General features: G+C 26.5%; 18 protein-coding genes. 12 read left to right on the forward strand and 6 right to left on the reverse strand.

The window, feature by feature from the left end; genetic code table 11:
- Positions 1–61 precede the first annotated feature (61 nt).
- The gene (locus ALEK_RS01525; protein ID WP_071627932.1) at positions 62–775 is read right to left on the reverse strand and encodes a GNAT family protein; all 714 of its coding nucleotides are present in this window, start codon (positions 773–775) and stop codon (positions 62–64) included.
- A 68-nt stretch (positions 776–843) separates the two neighbouring features.
- Here ALEK_RS01525 and ALEK_RS01530 point away from each other — a divergent pair, with 68 nt between their 5' ends.
- Positions 844–3,618, forward strand: a complete 2,775-nt coding sequence (locus ALEK_RS01530) for a DUF3427 domain-containing protein (RefSeq protein WP_071627931.1) — start codon at positions 844–846, stop codon at positions 3,616–3,618.
- Here the strand turns inward: ALEK_RS01530 and ALEK_RS01535 are convergent, their stop codons facing one another.
- The gene (locus tag ALEK_RS01535; protein WP_071627930.1) at positions 3,619–3,966 is read right to left on the reverse strand and encodes a nucleotide pyrophosphohydrolase; all 348 of its coding nucleotides are present in this window, start codon (positions 3,964–3,966) and stop codon (positions 3,619–3,621) included.
- 109 nt (positions 3,967–4,075) lie between these two features.
- Here ALEK_RS01535 and dksA point away from each other — a divergent pair, with 109 nt between their 5' ends.
- Complete coding sequence (dksA, locus tag ALEK_RS01540; protein ID WP_071627929.1) at positions 4,076–4,444, forward strand: RNA polymerase-binding protein DksA; 369 nt, start codon at positions 4,076–4,078, stop codon at positions 4,442–4,444.
- A gap of 39 nt (positions 4,445–4,483) precedes the next feature.
- Here dksA and ALEK_RS01545 read toward each other — a convergent pair whose 3' ends face one another.
- Both ALEK_RS01545 and ALEK_RS01550 read right to left on the reverse strand, forming a co-directional pair.
- The gene (locus ALEK_RS01545) at positions 4,484–5,467 is read right to left on the reverse strand and encodes a hypothetical protein (RefSeq protein WP_071627928.1); all 984 of its coding nucleotides are present in this window, start codon (positions 5,465–5,467) and stop codon (positions 4,484–4,486) included.
- Between the two features lie 9 nt (positions 5,468–5,476).
- Positions 5,477–6,058, reverse strand: a complete 582-nt coding sequence (locus ALEK_RS01550; RefSeq protein WP_071627927.1) for a hypothetical protein — start codon at positions 6,056–6,058, stop codon at positions 5,477–5,479.
- Positions 6,059–6,171: 113 nt separating this feature from the next.
- Here ALEK_RS01550 and ALEK_RS01555 point away from each other — a divergent pair, with 113 nt between their 5' ends.
- The 9 genes from ALEK_RS01555 to argS all read left to right on the forward strand — a co-directional run bounded on the left by ALEK_RS01555 (position 6,172) and on the right by argS (position 13,521).
- Complete coding sequence (locus ALEK_RS01555) at positions 6,172–7,464, forward strand: S41 family peptidase (RefSeq protein WP_071627926.1); 1,293 nt, start codon at positions 6,172–6,174, stop codon at positions 7,462–7,464.
- 11 nt (positions 7,465–7,475) lie between these two features.
- Positions 7,476–8,429, forward strand: a complete 954-nt coding sequence (locus ALEK_RS01560; protein WP_071627925.1) for a phosphoribosylaminoimidazolesuccinocarboxamide synthase — start codon at positions 7,476–7,478, stop codon at positions 8,427–8,429.
- A 90-nt stretch (positions 8,430–8,519) separates the two neighbouring features.
- A complete protein-coding gene (gene purS, locus ALEK_RS01565) occupies positions 8,520–8,765 on the forward strand; it encodes a phosphoribosylformylglycinamidine synthase subunit PurS (protein ID WP_071627924.1) in 246 nt (81 codons plus the stop codon).
- A gap of 1 nt (position 8,766) precedes the next feature.
- Positions 8,767–9,438, forward strand: coding sequence for a phosphoribosylformylglycinamidine synthase I (gene purQ / locus ALEK_RS01570; RefSeq protein ID WP_071627923.1), 672 nt, complete (start codon positions 8,767–8,769; stop codon positions 9,436–9,438).
- A gap of 42 nt (positions 9,439–9,480) precedes the next feature.
- A complete protein-coding gene (locus ALEK_RS01575) occupies positions 9,481–10,548 on the forward strand; it encodes a hypothetical protein (protein WP_228146317.1) in 1,068 nt (355 codons plus the stop codon).
- Positions 10,535–11,221 (forward strand): lysophospholipid acyltransferase family protein, encoded by a 687-nt coding sequence (locus ALEK_RS01580; protein WP_071627921.1) that lies wholly within the window; start codon positions 10,535–10,537, stop codon positions 11,219–11,221. Before ALEK_RS01575 ends, ALEK_RS01580 begins: the two co-directional genes overlap by 14 nt.
- The gene (locus ALEK_RS01585; RefSeq protein WP_071627920.1) at positions 11,211–11,597 is read left to right on the forward strand and encodes a fluoride efflux transporter FluC; all 387 of its coding nucleotides are present in this window, start codon (positions 11,211–11,213) and stop codon (positions 11,595–11,597) included. The genes ALEK_RS01580 and ALEK_RS01585 overlap by 11 nt, the downstream gene beginning before the upstream one ends.
- 94 nt (positions 11,598–11,691) lie before the next feature.
- Positions 11,692–11,922 (forward strand): Sec-independent protein translocase subunit TatA/TatB, encoded by a 231-nt coding sequence (locus ALEK_RS01590; RefSeq protein WP_071627919.1) that lies wholly within the window; start codon positions 11,692–11,694, stop codon positions 11,920–11,922.
- A 9-nt stretch (positions 11,923–11,931) separates the two neighbouring features.
- Complete coding sequence (gene argS, locus ALEK_RS01595; protein ID WP_071627918.1) at positions 11,932–13,521, forward strand: arginine--tRNA ligase; 1,590 nt, start codon at positions 11,932–11,934, stop codon at positions 13,519–13,521.
- 129 nt (positions 13,522–13,650) lie between these two features.
- On the opposite strand, the gene rsfS is transcribed toward argS, so the two are convergent.
- Together rsfS and nadD are read right to left on the reverse strand one after the other, a co-directional pair.
- Complete coding sequence (rsfS, locus tag ALEK_RS01600) at positions 13,651–13,974, reverse strand: ribosome silencing factor (protein ID WP_071627917.1); 324 nt, start codon at positions 13,972–13,974, stop codon at positions 13,651–13,653.
- Positions 13,975–13,985: 11 nt separating this feature from the next.
- Complete coding sequence (gene nadD / locus ALEK_RS01605; protein ID WP_071627916.1) at positions 13,986–14,528, reverse strand: nicotinate (nicotinamide) nucleotide adenylyltransferase; 543 nt, start codon at positions 14,526–14,528, stop codon at positions 13,986–13,988.
- A gap of 90 nt (positions 14,529–14,618) precedes the next feature.
- Here nadD and gap point away from each other — a divergent pair, with 90 nt between their 5' ends.
- Entirely contained in the window at positions 14,619–15,614 is a 996-nt protein-coding gene (gap, locus tag ALEK_RS01610) for a type I glyceraldehyde-3-phosphate dehydrogenase (protein WP_071627915.1), read from the forward strand.
- Positions 15,615–15,622: the final 8 nt, after the last annotated feature.

Here is a 15,622-nt window from a genome sequence, read left to right on the forward strand (position 1 = left end):
TTTTTAGCCCTTTTTTTATGATTTAATCATATTCTTTTACTTATTAATAGAAAATCCTAATTTAGTTAATGCTTCTTTCCCATCTATTTAAGAAATCTCCTCTTTTATACATCTTTGCTCCTATATCAAATTTATATTGCATATAAGGATGACCTAAATTCCAGAAATGATAGTTGTTACTTTGTAAATATTGAGCTAAAAGTATAAGTTGCAATTTACCGTAGTTATTATATTTCTTCTCTTTTGAGCTAAATCCAGTAAGTGAAGTGTAGGTATTATTGATTTTATAACCAATTTCTGCTGCTATTAATTCATTTGTAAATTTATCAGATACTTCAAAACTTAGTATTTGGAAATCTACATACTTGCTTTCATAGTGAATTAAATTATTTATAAGCTCTTTGTATTCTTCAATTAACCAATTTGGATTATGATATTCATCAAGTTTTGTTAGGATCTCATCTATTCTACGATTTATAGTGAATATGTAGTCTTCTTTATGAATAAGTTTTTTTACCTTTTTACTTATGTGTAAATCTTCAAAATCTAATAGAGCATATTCATATTGTAATTCTGGTAGTAAATATAAAATATCATCATATTTAGTAGTTGTAGATATAAATCCACTTTTTGCTAAATGAATATAAAAATCACAAGAAAAATCATCACTATAGTAGTAGTTTGTATTTAAATCAGTGTAAATGTGATTCTTTAATATATTTTCATCTTTTATATCATCATATGATAAATAGTAAATTGTATTATTTGTGCTCATTAAATATCTTTTTAGAAAATGTTTTAGTTTTTATTCCGTATAATCTGTAATTAAAAATAAGGTTTTTTTTGAATAGTTTAATTACAAATAGTCATACTTCAAATTTTCATAATTATATAACAAAACTTTTAAACGAATGTAATTCTTTTACTTTTAATGTTGCATTTATTAATTTTTCTGGTTTACAACTTCTCTTAGATACTTTTAGAATACTTGAGAAGAAAAATATAAAAGGTAAAATATTAACTTCCACATATTTAAATTTTACAGAAGTCAAAGCTTTGGAGAAAATATTAGAGTTTACAAATATTGAATTAAAAATTTATGATTCAAATAAAACTAATATTGGTTTTCATTCAAAAGCTTATATTTTTGAATTTACTGATTTTACAGAAGTGATAATCGGTTCATCAAATATTACTGCAAGCGCATTTAAAAGTAATATAGAATGGAATATGACTAATAAATATAAAAAAGATGATATCAGCTTAAATAATATTATAAATGAATTTAACTATTTATGGGATCAAGCTTATTTTGTTAATAATGAATTTATTAATGAATATAAAAAATTTAAAGATTCAATTATAGATAAAAAAGAATTTGTATATAAAAAAGAAATCAGAGCTAATGTAATGCAAAGGGAAGTTTTATCTAAAATAAAATTTCTAAGAGACAATAATGAAAATAAAGCTTTAGTTATTGCAGCTACGGGTAGTGGAAAAACTTATTTATCATTATTAGATATCTTAGAGTTTAAACCTAAAAGAGTTTTATTTCTAGTTCATAGAGAGAATATTCTTCAAAAAGCAATGTTTACTTATGAGACTTCTACTCTAAATAAATCATGTGGATTATTTACTGGAAATAAAAAAGAGTTAAATAAAGAGTATATATTCTCAACAATACAAACTATGACTAAAAATTATAAGAGTTTTGACAAAGACACTTTTGATTATATTGTAGTTGATGAAGCTCATCATATTAGCTCTAAAAGTTATAAAGTTGTAATTGATTATTTTAAAACTGAATTCTTATTAGGTTTAACTGCAACTCCTAATAGAATGGATAATCAAAGTATTTATGAATTTTTTGATGATAATATCGCTTGTGATATTAGATTAAGTGATGCATTAAATGAAAACCTTATTACTCCTTTTCATTATTATGGAATAAATGATATATCTGATATTGATTATTTGGAATTAAATATGAATGATATTTCTGAGCTAAGTAAAGCATTGATGATAAATAAAAGAGTTGAATATATTATTGAACAAATGAACTTTTATTCTTACTCTGGTAAAAAAAGAAAAGTGTTAGCTTTTTGTTGTTCTAAAAAACATTGTGAATACATGAGTAATGAATTTAAGAAGAGAGGAATTAACTCAATCTCACTAACAAGTGAAGATACTGTTTTATATAGAGAAAAATGTATTAATGAACTTGAGAGTAATGATGACTTATTAGAAGTAATATTCACTGTTGATATATTTAATGAAGGTATTGATATTCCTTCTATAAATACTGTTTTATTATTAAGACCAACAGATTCAAGTATTGTATTTACTCAGCAATTAGGAAGAGGTTTACGTAAGCATAAAGATAAAGAATTCTTAACTGTTTTGGATTTTATTGGTAATCATAATAAAGCTTATTTAGTTGCATTATGTCTTGTTGGAAATAAAAAAATTGATAAAGAAAGTGTAAAACTTCAAGTATTAAATGATTTTGCTAATATTCCAAATGCTTTTATTTCTATGGATAAAATTTCTAAAGAAAGAATATTAAGTCAAATTGAAAAAGAAAACTTTTCTAATATTAAATATTTAAAAGAACAATATTTTGAATTTAAATTAAATTTGAATAATAAGATACCAAAATTAACTGATTATTTATCAAATGATGAGACGATCTCAGCTCTTAGTTTTATATCTGAGAGTAAATCATATATAGAATTTTTATTAAGAGTTGAAAAAACTGATGTCTTAAAAAAAATATGTTCTAATGAATATTTTATAAAAGTGATTAGATTTATTGAATATTTATTACCAATAAAAAGAATACATGAATTTGTGATAATTAAATACTTGATCATTTATAATAGATGTTCTGTTCTTGATATTAAAAATGTATTAACAAAGTATTTAATAGAGATTGATGATAAAACTATTGAACACTCATTTAGATATTTAAATCAGGAGTTTTTTGATAGTGCACAAATAAATAGATATGAAAGATTTGTTGAATTTGAAAATAATGAACTAATTTTAACTGATAGTTTTATTGAATTAATTAAAAATAATAGATATAAAGATTTAATAAATGATTCTATAAATTATGGAATTGTTGATTATGAGAAAAAATTTGGAATAAAAAATTATGGTTTACCATTTTTTAAACTTTATGAAAATTATAATATGCTGAATATTGCTTTATTATGTAATTTTGAAAAAATCCATTCTTCATTTAGAGGAAGTGGCTTTCTCAAATATAATAATGATTTCTTTTTATTTATTTCAATTGAGAAAGATAAATTTTCAAAAGCAGCAAAATATAAAAATGATTTTTTAACAAAAAATAAATTTACTTATATATCTAAACCTGGAATGAGTCAAGAAAAAGGTGATGGCTTTAGATTAATTAATAATATAAATGAAAAAATAAATTTACATGTATTTGTAAGAAAATTTGTACAAGTTGATAAGAAGACACAAAAGTTCATATATTTAGGTCTAGGGGACACTACAAGCTACAAAGGGAATAAACCTATAGAGTTAGAGATAACTCTTAGGAATACTCTTAGTGATGATTTATATGAAGAGTTTACGAAGATAGTTTAATTAAGATTTCTTTCCATATTCTATCTTTTTCCCATTATTATCTTCTAGTGGATATTTCTTCTCATTTAATTTCATTTTCTCAATAATTGCTTCTTCTAAATTAATATCTAGTTTTATGCACATTCTGATTAAATAAACTGCTATATCAGCTATTTCTTGTTTTGCATGTTCTTTTTTGTCTTTATCTAAATTAGCTGATTGTTCCAATGTTAGCCATTGAAATATCTCCACTAATTCGCTAGCTTCTACGCTAAGAGCCATTGATAAATTCTTTGGATTATGAAACTCTTCCCAGTTTCTTTCATCTGAAAATTGCAAAATTATTTTTTTTATGTTTTCTATGTCCATTGCTACTCCCTTGCTGTCATTATGGATTATAATTCTGTCATTATAAATAGTCTTATATATAATATATATTAAAAAGTATATAATTATAAAATAAGTAAGGAGAAAACTTATGGCAAGCGAAAGACAAATAGAAGATCTAAAAATTTTATTAGAAGAAAAGAAAGAACAGATTCTAAGTAATATTAATGGAAGTAGAAATAATATTGATGAATTAAAAGGTCAAGAAATTAATGATGATTTAGATTATGCTGAACTTGTTAGTGATTCTTTTACAGAAGGGATGATTGCAAATCATCAGCTAGATGAATTAGAGCAAATTGAAGCTGCACTAAAGAGAATTAAAGATGGAGACTATGGTAATTGTGATATGTGTGGAATTACTATTCCTATTGGAAGATTAAAAGCTAAACCATTTGCTAGATATTGTACTGAATGTAGACAAGCTTATGAAAATGAGCAAAGTAAAAAAAGTAGTTAACATAATTAAAGTTAAGAGTTATAACTCTTAACTTTTTATTTATGGAAGAGTTATATAATCTTCATCAAAATAAATTTTATTGTCAATTACAATAAGTCTATCTTCATTATTAAAATCAAATTCGTAGATTTCATCTCTTACAAATTCTTCATCTATATTAATAATATAACCTTGTGATTCAATTGCATATAATGAATCAGTATAAGCTAGTGCATTTATTTTTGAGTATTGGTATTTCTTCTTTGCTACTTCAACTAAACTTGATGTTAATTTAATAATTTGACCATCAATAGTTGCAACATATACAAACTCACCATTAATAATTACATCTCTAATTTCATACTCTTTTGCAAGAATTTCTTTTGTTGAAATAGATACAATTTTATTAGGTGTTGCTGTAATTAAAGTTTGCGAATCTTTTAAAACATCTAAGAATATTATATTATTAAATTGTCCTTTAGGATCAACAGCAATATTTTTAACAGACTCATTATTTAATGATGAAACAATAATAACTTTACCATTTAATGTTGGAAATAGAATTAGATTCCCCATAAAATAAGGGTTTGTAATTCTTGAATCATTTGCCAATGAGCTTTGTAAATACTCTTTATATAAAGTTTTTTTAGTATTAATATCTATTAATTCAATAGAATTATCAGAATAAACTAAAGCTAATTTTTCATCTTTAAGTGCCGCTGCTACTACAACATTTTTAACTAAGATTTCATTCTTACCAATAAGAACACTATCTTTATTATTTGTTGCAATTACATCACCTTCATTAGTAAGATTAATAAAATCAAAGTTTTCAGGTAACTTAAATTTTGACACACCATATTGTGTAATAACAGTTCCATCTTCTAATGTAGCACCAATTCTGTTCATAGATTTGATACTATCAGATAGATCTTTTTTCTCAACTTTTAATTCATCATTTACATCTTCTGGTTCAAAATATTTTTTATTTGAACACCCTGTAAATAAAAAAAGAGCAGTTAATGAAATTAATAAATATTTCATCATTTATCCTTATTTTGTAAGTAAGTAATGTTTTAATAAACTTGATAACTCATAAGCTTTTGAGCTTTGAGGAATTAAATTTAATGCTGTTTTTGCTTCTTTGAATTTACCTTCATTTGCTAATAATAAAGCCTTATTAAATATTGCAAATTCTTTCAATAAGAAATCATTTTCCATTGATAAATTACCTAAATCAGTAATACTTTTTTTCTCTAAAGCTTTTTGATATAAAGCTAATTCTTTTAAGTATTTAATTTGTACATCTGCAGATTTATTCTCTTCTTTTGCTTGTAAGAAAAGTGCTACATTATATAAACTTTTATTAGTTTCTTTTAATGTCGCTAATGCATCTTTGTCATTTGGGTTTAAAATGATTTTATCAAAAGCAATATTTGCTTTGATTTTATTTTCATCTTCCATATAACTATTAACACTAAACGCAATTGCAAGTACTATAACAAGCCCACCTACACCTAAAATCAGTGACTTGAATTTTTTGTAAAATCTTTCTACTTTTACGAATCCTTCAAGGAACTTTTCTTCGCTGTTTAATTCATCTTTTACAAAATTTACATTTTCTTTCATACTCATTGTGATTAACCTCTTTATAAACTAGTTGATATGTTACAAAAGTTTTAATAAAATCTTACTTTTATAAACTTTTTTGTATAATATATCTTTATAAATTTTAAAGGTCATAATAAATGAAGAAACTAATCCTAGCCTCGTCAATTGCGTTAGTTTTATCTCAAGGTTTGTTTGCAAAACAGATTTCTCAAGAAGAGCAACAAACTAGATTCGAATCACTATCAAAATTAACTAAAGTAATCGGAACTGTTGAAAAGTATTATGTAGATGATATTAAATTACAAGAGATTGTTGATAAAGCTCTAAAAGGTTTAATGCAAGAGTTAGATGCTCATTCATCGTACTTAGATACTAAATCATCAAAAGAAATGAACATACAAACTAAAGGTGAATTTGGTGGTCTTGGGATTACTGTTGGATTAAGAGACGGTGCATTAACTGTTATTTCTCCAATTGATGGTACTCCAGCTTTTAAAGCAGGTGTAAAATCTTCAGACATTATTTTAAAAATAAATGACAAAGCTACTCTAAACATGACTTTAGATGATGCTGTCTCAATTATGAGAGGAAAACCAAAGACTGACATCACACTTACTGTTGTTAGAAAAGGTGAAACAAAACCTCTTAAAATCAAAATTACAAGAGATATTATTAAAATCCAATCAGTATTTTCTAAAAATATTGAAAAAGAAGATTTTTTATATATTAGAATTTCAAGTTTTGATTCTAAGGTAACTGAAAAATTACAAGAAGCAATTAAAAATAACAAAAATACAAAAGGTATTATTCTAGATCTTAGAAATAATCCAGGTGGTTTATTATCTCAAGCTATTGGAGTTGTTGATGCTTTTGTAGATGATGGTGTTATTGTTTCTCAAAAAGGTAGAAGTGCCGAAGATGAAGAGAAATTTAATGCAAGTTCATTTAATACTATTTCAAAATTACCAATGGTAGTACTTGTAAATGGTGGTTCTGCATCAGCATCAGAAATTGTATCTGGGGCATTACAAGATCATAAAAGAGCTATTATCATTGGTGAAAAAACTTTTGGTAAGGGTTCAGTACAAGCAGTTCTACCTATAAACAAAGACAGAACTGAAAATATAAAGTTAACAATTGCAAAATATTATTTACCAAGTGGTAGAACAATTCAAGCCAAGGGTGTAACTCCTGACGTTATTGCTTATACTGGTAAAGTTACTGAAGAAAAAGATTCAGAGTTCAAAATTAAAGAAGCTGATCTAAAAAAACACCTTGAAGGTGAACTTGAAAAAGTTGACGGCGAAAAAGCAAAAGAAGATGCAAAAAAAGATGATAGTAAAATCATCACAAAAGAACAAATAAATAAAGATAACCAATTAAATACATCTATTGGTATCTTAAAATCATTAATAATTTTTAATAAATAATAGGAGACTAAATGAAAATAAGTGAAATTGTAGCACTTGGTCTTTGGCCAGAATCAAAGAAAACTACAACTCAAAAGGGTATTTCTGAGTTAGAAGACTTAGGATATAATTTATTCTACATTGGTAAAAATGCTGATTTATATACATGTCCAGGTGACGATGCTAAAGTATTATTAGTAAGAAGTGACAGATGTTCAGTATTTGATATTCCATTAAATCTTGAAATTGAAGGAAAAGGTGTTTCTCAAACAACTATTTCTAACAATGGAGCAGCTTTTGCTAAAGAATCTGGTATTAGAACAGCAATTCTTTCTGAAAATGTTGATTCATCTTTAAGTATTGCACCTAGATGTCAAATCATGGAATTATGTAAGCCTTTAGAATCTGAAATTGATGGAGAAGTTGTTCAATTCGAATTTATCTTCAGAAATTACTTAACAGGTTCTTTATTTGAAGCATGTAAAACAGGAAATGATCCTTATGGATTAGATTTATCTTCAGATTTAGCTCAATGGCATAAATTTGAAACACCAATTTTTACACCTACGACTAAAGGGATTAAAGATGAACCTTTAAACTCTGCAACAGTTAGAGAAGTATTCCCTGAAATTATTTCATCTATGGAAAACTTATTCAAAGACTTTACTAAATTTGCTGAAGACAATGGAATTGTTGTTGTTGATACTAAATTTGAAATCTTTATTAATTCTAAAGGTGAATGGGTTCTTGGTGATGAAGTATTAACTCCTGAGAGTTCAAGATTTATTGCTAAAGAAGATTTTGATGCAGCTAATTATATTTCAATGGATAAACAAATCCTAAGAGATTTTGGTAAAGCAAATGATTGGAAAGAAAAATCAAAAGCATTAAATGCTGGTGAAAAATTAGACGTAGATGTTCCAGATTCAATTAAAAATGGAATTCTAGACGGATACAACACTATTCTTAAAAGATTAGGTAAGTAAATAATAAAAGAAAACAGCAATGTTTTCTTTGTCTAAACTACCTAAAGGTGGTTTTAGATATAATCCCAAAAAATAAACTGAAGGTAATAAATGAAAGCAATTGTAAATGTAGCATTAAAACAAGGTGTTCTTGATGATCAAGGTAAAGCGACACATCACGCTTTAGATACTTTAGGATTTAAAGAAGTAGTTAAAGACGTAAGAATTGGAAAACAAATCATTATTGAACTTAACGCATCTGATGAAGCTGCAGCTAAAGAAGAAGTTGCAAATATGTGTAAAAAATTACTTGCTAACACAGTAATTGAAGATTACGATATCGAAATAGTAGGTTAATATGAAAATTTCAGTATTACAATTTCCAGGTACTAACTGTGAATATGATACGCAATATGCTTTTGAAAAACTTGGTGCCGAAGTAGAAATTATTTGGCATAAAGAAAAAAGTATTCCAGAAGATACTGATTTATTAGTTATCCCTGGTGGATTCTCGTATGGAGATTATTTAAGATCTGGTGCAATTGCTAGATTTGCTAATATTATGGAATCTGTTCAATCATATGCTGCTAAGGGTGGAAAAGTATTAGGAATTTGTAATGGATTCCAAATTTTACTTGAAGCTGGTTTATTACCAGGCGCAATGAAAAGAAATGATTCATTACATTTTATTTCAAAATACAATAATTTAAAAGTAATAGATAATGATAATACATTTTTATCTTTACTTAAAAAAGATGAAGTTGTAAATATCCCAGTTGCTCATCATGATGGTAACTACTTTATTGATGAAAAAGGTTTTAATGAACTTGAAGCAAATGGTCAAGTTTTATTAAAATACTGTGATGAAGAGGGTACTACAACTAACATTAATGGTTCTGTTGCAAATATTGCTGGTATTTGTAATAAAGAGAAAAACGTATTTGGTTTAATGCCTCATCCAGAAAGAGCTATTGAAAAGCTTTTAGGTTGTGACGATGGTGTTAGAATGCTAAAAGGTTTTTTACAATAAAGAGATAGCTTAAGCTATCTCTTTTTTATTAACTGAGATATTATGAAAAAACTACTCGTAATAATTTTAATCAACACTTTTTTATGTATAAGTGCTTACGCTGCAAAAAATCTATATGTTTCTTACAAAGATTTTCCAAAACAAGTTTATAAAAACCAGAAATTTGAAATAGTTGTTAAAGCATTAATTACAACAAAAGATTTTGAATCAATAAATACTACTTTTATTGGTGGAAAGAATATTGATGTAATTAATTCTAATTCAACTTGGGAATTAATTTCTGATAATATATATGAAAATAGATACTATTTTAAAGCCAGAAATGGAACATTTGTTTTACCTTCATTAGAAATAAATATACTTAATTCTGGAAATATTGTTGAAACAAGTTTATTATCACCTGCTAATATTTCTTATTCAAATATTGCTACAAAAGATAAACGATTTTCAAATATTATTGCAAAGGACTTAGTATTAAAAGCTTATAAAACTAAGCAATACAATAACAAAGAGTCTTTGACAATAATAGATATTGATGCTATTGATTCAAATTTAGAAGATTTTTCTCTAGATAATATTGAAGAGCAAGGTGTATCAAATATTAAAGATGAATTCCCTAATCAGAATTTAATTTATTACTTTGTAATGCCTGTTCATAAAAAGAAAGTAATTTTTAATTATTACAATACTTCAACTAGAAGTTTTGTTGATATTACTATTCCTTTGATTTTACAAAATGAATTAGTTAGTACACAAACAGATTTAAATCCAAATGATTCAAATTTTGAAAAATATAAAAAAATAGCAGTTGCTGTGATTTTTGTACTATTTCTTTTATTATATATATGGAAAAGAAGTAAACTATATATGTATATATCAATTGTTCTTTTTATAATAACTGCTTTATATTTAATGCCAAACAGAACAGGTATTGTTAAAAAAGATTCATTTGTTTATATTTTACCAACAAAAAATTCAACAATATTCTTCAAGTTAGAGAATAATCAAAAAGTTGAAGTTTTAAATACAAAAAAAGATTTCATTAAAGTAATGGGAATTGATAATAAATTTATAGGCTGGATAAAGGAAGAGAACTTTGGGAAGAATTAGAGGAATTATAATATTAATACAATTCTCAATTACGGTTGCAATTACTATTGCATTGATGTATATGTTCAGAAACCATACTCATAAGGTAATTAAAGTATGGATGAAAATACAAATGAAGTTTTTGGGAATTACTTTAGAAACTGAAGGTAAGTTAGATGATTCTTGTGACATGGTTATGTTAAATCATCAATCACTACTTGATATTATTGTAATGGAACATATTCATCCAAAAGATTTAGCTTGGGTTGCAAAAAAAGAAATTTCTGATTTATTTTTCTTTGGGCATATTATTAAAGCACCTAGAATGATATCTATTGATAGAGAAAATAAAGCTGGAATTATGACTTTATTAAAAGAGACAAAAGATAGATTAAATAAGGGCAGACCAATTGCTATGTTTCCAGAAGGTACTAGATCTAATGGAAAAGAGATATTATCATTTAAGCCAGGTGCTAAAATGGTAGCTAATAAACATGGTTTAAAAGTTCAACCAGTTTTATTATTCAATACAAAATCTATTTTGGATTCTCAAAAATTAATTGCAAAACCAGGAATTGTAAAAGTGATTTATTTAGACCCAGTTCAAGCTGACAAAAAAACTGATTGGTTTGAGCAAATGGAAAAAGATATGAATGAAGCTTTCCAAAAAGAAATAAAGAATCATGTCGCTTAGTTGGCAAACAATTCTAGCAATTGGAGCAGGGGGTTCCCTTGGTGCAATTGCTAGAGCTTACACTATTCACATAAGCAACAAATTTATACCTTTAGAATTTCCTGTTGGAGTTTTATTAGTAAATTTAGTTGGCTCATTTATTATAGGTATACTTTTTGCATATTTTACTCATATTACTGTATCCGATACTTTAAAAGCATTTCTAACTACTGGTTTTCTTGGAGCTTTAACTACATATTCTACATTTGCAATTGAATCATATTTGCTTTTTGGAACATCTCTATATTTAGCCATTACTAACATGGCTCTTAATCTTTTTGGCACAATAATAGCTGCTGGAAGTGGTTATAAACTTCTTAATTTCTTTCTAAAATAATAACTTTTTTCTCTTGATTCAAATCATTTGATTTAAGCATTAAATAGCTATAATATCGTTAAAATCAATAAATTTAAATTATGAAGGATATATCATGGGTATGCCAGGTGGTATGGAATGGATATTAATTGCTCTAGTTGTATTATTACTATTTGGAGGTAAAAAAATCCCAGAACTTGCAAAAGGTTTAGGTTCAGGAATTAAAAACTTCAAAAAAGCTGTAAAAGAAGATGATGAAGAAGTAGTTGATACTAAAAAAGCTGATGAAATCGAAAAGAAAGCTGAGAAGAAATCAGAAGACACTAACGAAACTAAAACAGTATAAGAGAACGAATTGCAGAATTTAGTAAAAGATTATATTGAAAAAGTTCTAGAAACAAATGTAGTTCTAGAAAAACCTAAAGACATTTCTTTAGGTCACTACGCAACGCCAATTGCTTTCTCTCTAGCTAAAGAGTTAAGAAAATCACCAATGATTATTGCTGAGGACTTAGCTTCAAAGTTTGTAGACTCACCTATGTTTGAAAAAGTTGAATCAGTTAAAGGTTTTATTAACTTTAAATTATCTAATTCATTTTTAGAATCATTAGTTGATGATGCAATTGCAAATGAATCAAATTTTGCAAAAGAAGAGAAAAAAGACGAAAGAATTCTTTTAGAATATGTATCGGCTAACCCTACAGGTCCTTTACATATTGGTCATGCAAGAGGTGCAATTGCAGGAGATGCAATTGCAAGAGTTGGTAGACATTTAGGATATGATGTTCAAACTGAATATTATATCAATGATGCTGGTGCTCAAATGGATTTACTTGGTTTATCTGTTTCTTTAGCGGCAAGAGATTTTATTTTTGAAGAAGAAGTAGAATATCCAGAAACTTATTATAGAGGTGATTATCTATTAGATATTGCCAAAGCTGTAATAAATAAGTTTGGAAAAGAGATCATTTATGATGATTCTAAATATAAAGAAATTGCGTTTTTTGCAAAAGATTTAGTTATGGATATTATCATTAAAGATTTAGGAGATTTAGGTGTTACTTTTGATACTTTTGTTTCTGAAAAATCTCTATATACTTCTTGGGAAAAAACAAAATCTGTATTAGAGAACAATGGATCTTTATATACTAAAGATGATAAAGTTTATTTAAAATCAACTGATCATGGTGATGATTCGGATAGAGTTGTTGTAAGAGACAATGGTATTCCAACTTATCTTGCCGGTGATATTATTTATCATAAAGATAAATATGATAGATCTTTTGACAAATATATTAATATTTGGGGAGCTGATCATCATGGTTATATTAAAAGAGTTAAAGCTGCAATTGAATTTTTAGGTAATGATTCTGAGAAATTAGAAATCATCTTATCTCAAATGGTTCAATTATTAAAAGGTGGAGAGCCTTATAAAATGTCAAAAAGAGCTGGTAATGTGATTTTAATGTCAGATATTACTAGTGAAATTGGTGCAGATGCTTTAAGATTTGTATTCTTAACTAAAAAGAGTGATACACATCTTGATTTTGATATTGATAGTTTAAAGAATCAAGATTCTTCTAACCCAGTATTTTATATTAATTATGCACATGCAAGAATTAATCAGGTTTTCAAAAAAGCTGAATTAACTATTGATGATGTGAAAAATGAAAGTTTTGCTAATTTAAATCAAGATGGTTTAAACTTAGTGTATGAATCTTTATTATTAGGTAATGTTTTAAATGAAGCATTTGCTAAAAGAGATATGCAGAAGATTACAGAATATTTAAATTCTTTAGCTTCTTCTATTCACAGATTCTATAATGACAATAAAGTTGTAGGTAGTGAAAACCAGAATGTATATTTAAAAGTTTTAAGTATGTCTGCGTTAAGCTTACGTGTAGGTTTATCAATTTTAGGAATAACGGCTAAGGAGATTATGTAATGAAATGGTTTTTGATTATATTTGCTTTAGGAATAGGAATTGCTATATATACTGGTAATATGGGTGGCGCAAAAGATGCTACATCAAATTACGGTAAAGTAATGAGAGGAGAGTAAAACTCTTCTCTTATTATACTTCTTTGTTATCTAATTGACTTAAGAATTCTTCTAATGAATATTTCTTTCTAGCAGATTCGCTCATTAAGTTAATAAACATATCCCCTAAATCACAAATAGTCCACTCATCATCGTCATCAACTCTTAAAAATTCTTCACCTAGTGGTTTTAATTCAGTTTTTAAGTAGTTTAATAATGCAAAACCATGTTTAGAGTTTAATGTTGTTGCAATTACAACATAATCAACTAAATAGTCTTTATCAGTTAAATCAATAACTTCAATATCTTCTGCTTTTTTCTCGTCTAATACTTTTTTGATTGTTTCTAATCTATTCAAAAATTTACCTTTTATTTTGTTTGTTGAAGCTCTAAAATGTCTTCTTTTATTTGTTTTGGTATATAGCTTAAATCTACTTTTTCTCTCAATTGTGTTGAGCTAATATCAATATTTATATCTAAAGTTTTATAATCATTTAGTTTTTTATTCTCAAATCCCAAACGTTTAAAAACAACAAATTGAGCTAGTTCTTTTAGTTCATTTATGTTATTCCATTTATCTAAATCTCTTACATTATCTTCACCAATAATTATAAAAATCTTCGATGGTTTATATAAGTTTTTCAAATAATTAACTGTTTCTATTGAGTATACAGGTCTATTCTGATTAATTTCGTAATCACAAATTTCAATTTTTGGATTATTGTTAAAAACTTTTTTTAATAGATTAAATCTAATATTAGGTTCATAATGAAAGCTACTTTTAAAAGGATTTAAATATGTAGGAACTACAATTATTTTATCTATTTCTAGGGAATCTAATGCCTTATTTACAATAGCTTCATGTGCTATATGAATTGGGTCAAAACTTCCACCAAATATTGCTAGTTGCACCTATTTAATACCTTTATAATATACTTAAATAATATTATAGCAATATTTGGATAAAATATCTACCAAATTAGATTTAAATAAAGGGAAAATATGGCTGTTAAAGTTGCAATTAATGGATTAGGAAGAATTGGTAGATGTGTAGCACGAATCGTTGCTGACAGAACTGATGTTGAATTAGTAGCTGCAAATGCTAGTGGTAGCGAAGAAATGATTCAATATAATCTTAGATATGACACAGTTCATGGTAAAAGATCAGATATCAAAGTTGAAGATGGTTTTATTTACATTGGTAATGATAAAGCAAAACTTATGAGTGAAAGAGATCCTTCTAAATTAAACTTTACTGACTTTGGTGCAGAAGTTGTTTTAGAATGTACTGGTGCATTTTTAACTGAAGAATCTTGTCAAGCATATATTGACAATGGAATTAAAAAAGTAGTAATGAGCGCACCTGCAAAAGATGATACACCAACTTTTGTAATGGGAGCAAATGAAGAAACTTATGCTGGTCAAGCAATTGTTTCAAATGCTTCTTGTACTACAAATGGTTTAGCTCCTGTTGCTAAAGTACTTGATGATAAATTTGGAATTGAAAAAGGTTTAATGACTACTATTCATTCATACACTTCTTCTCAACCAATTTTAGATGCTAAAGATAAAAAAGATCCAAGAAAAGGAAGAGCAGGGGCTACAAATTTAATTCCTGCATCAACTGGTGCTGCTAAAGCAATTGCTAAAGTAATGCCTCATTTAAAAGGGAAATTAAACGGACAAGCAATTAGAATTCCAACACCAAATGTTTCTATGGTTGATTTAACTGTTACTTTAAAAAATGATACAAACTTAGAAGAAGTTCAAGCTGCATTTAATGAAGCTTCAAATGGTAAATTAGCTGGTATCTTAGGTGTTGATGTTGAAGGTAGAGTAAGTTCTGACTTTATTGGTGAAACATTATCTACAGTAGTTCCTTTAGATACTATTCAAGTAATTGATAACAATATGGTTAAAGTTCTTTCATGGTATGACAATGAGTGGGGTTACTCTACAAGACTTGTTGACATGGGTGTACACGTAGCAACAAACTAATAATATAC

Origin of the sequence: Poseidonibacter lekithochrous (assembly GCF_013283835.1) — a bacterium.
Lineage (GTDB): Bacteria > Campylobacterota > Campylobacteria > Campylobacterales > Arcobacteraceae > Poseidonibacter > Poseidonibacter lekithochrous.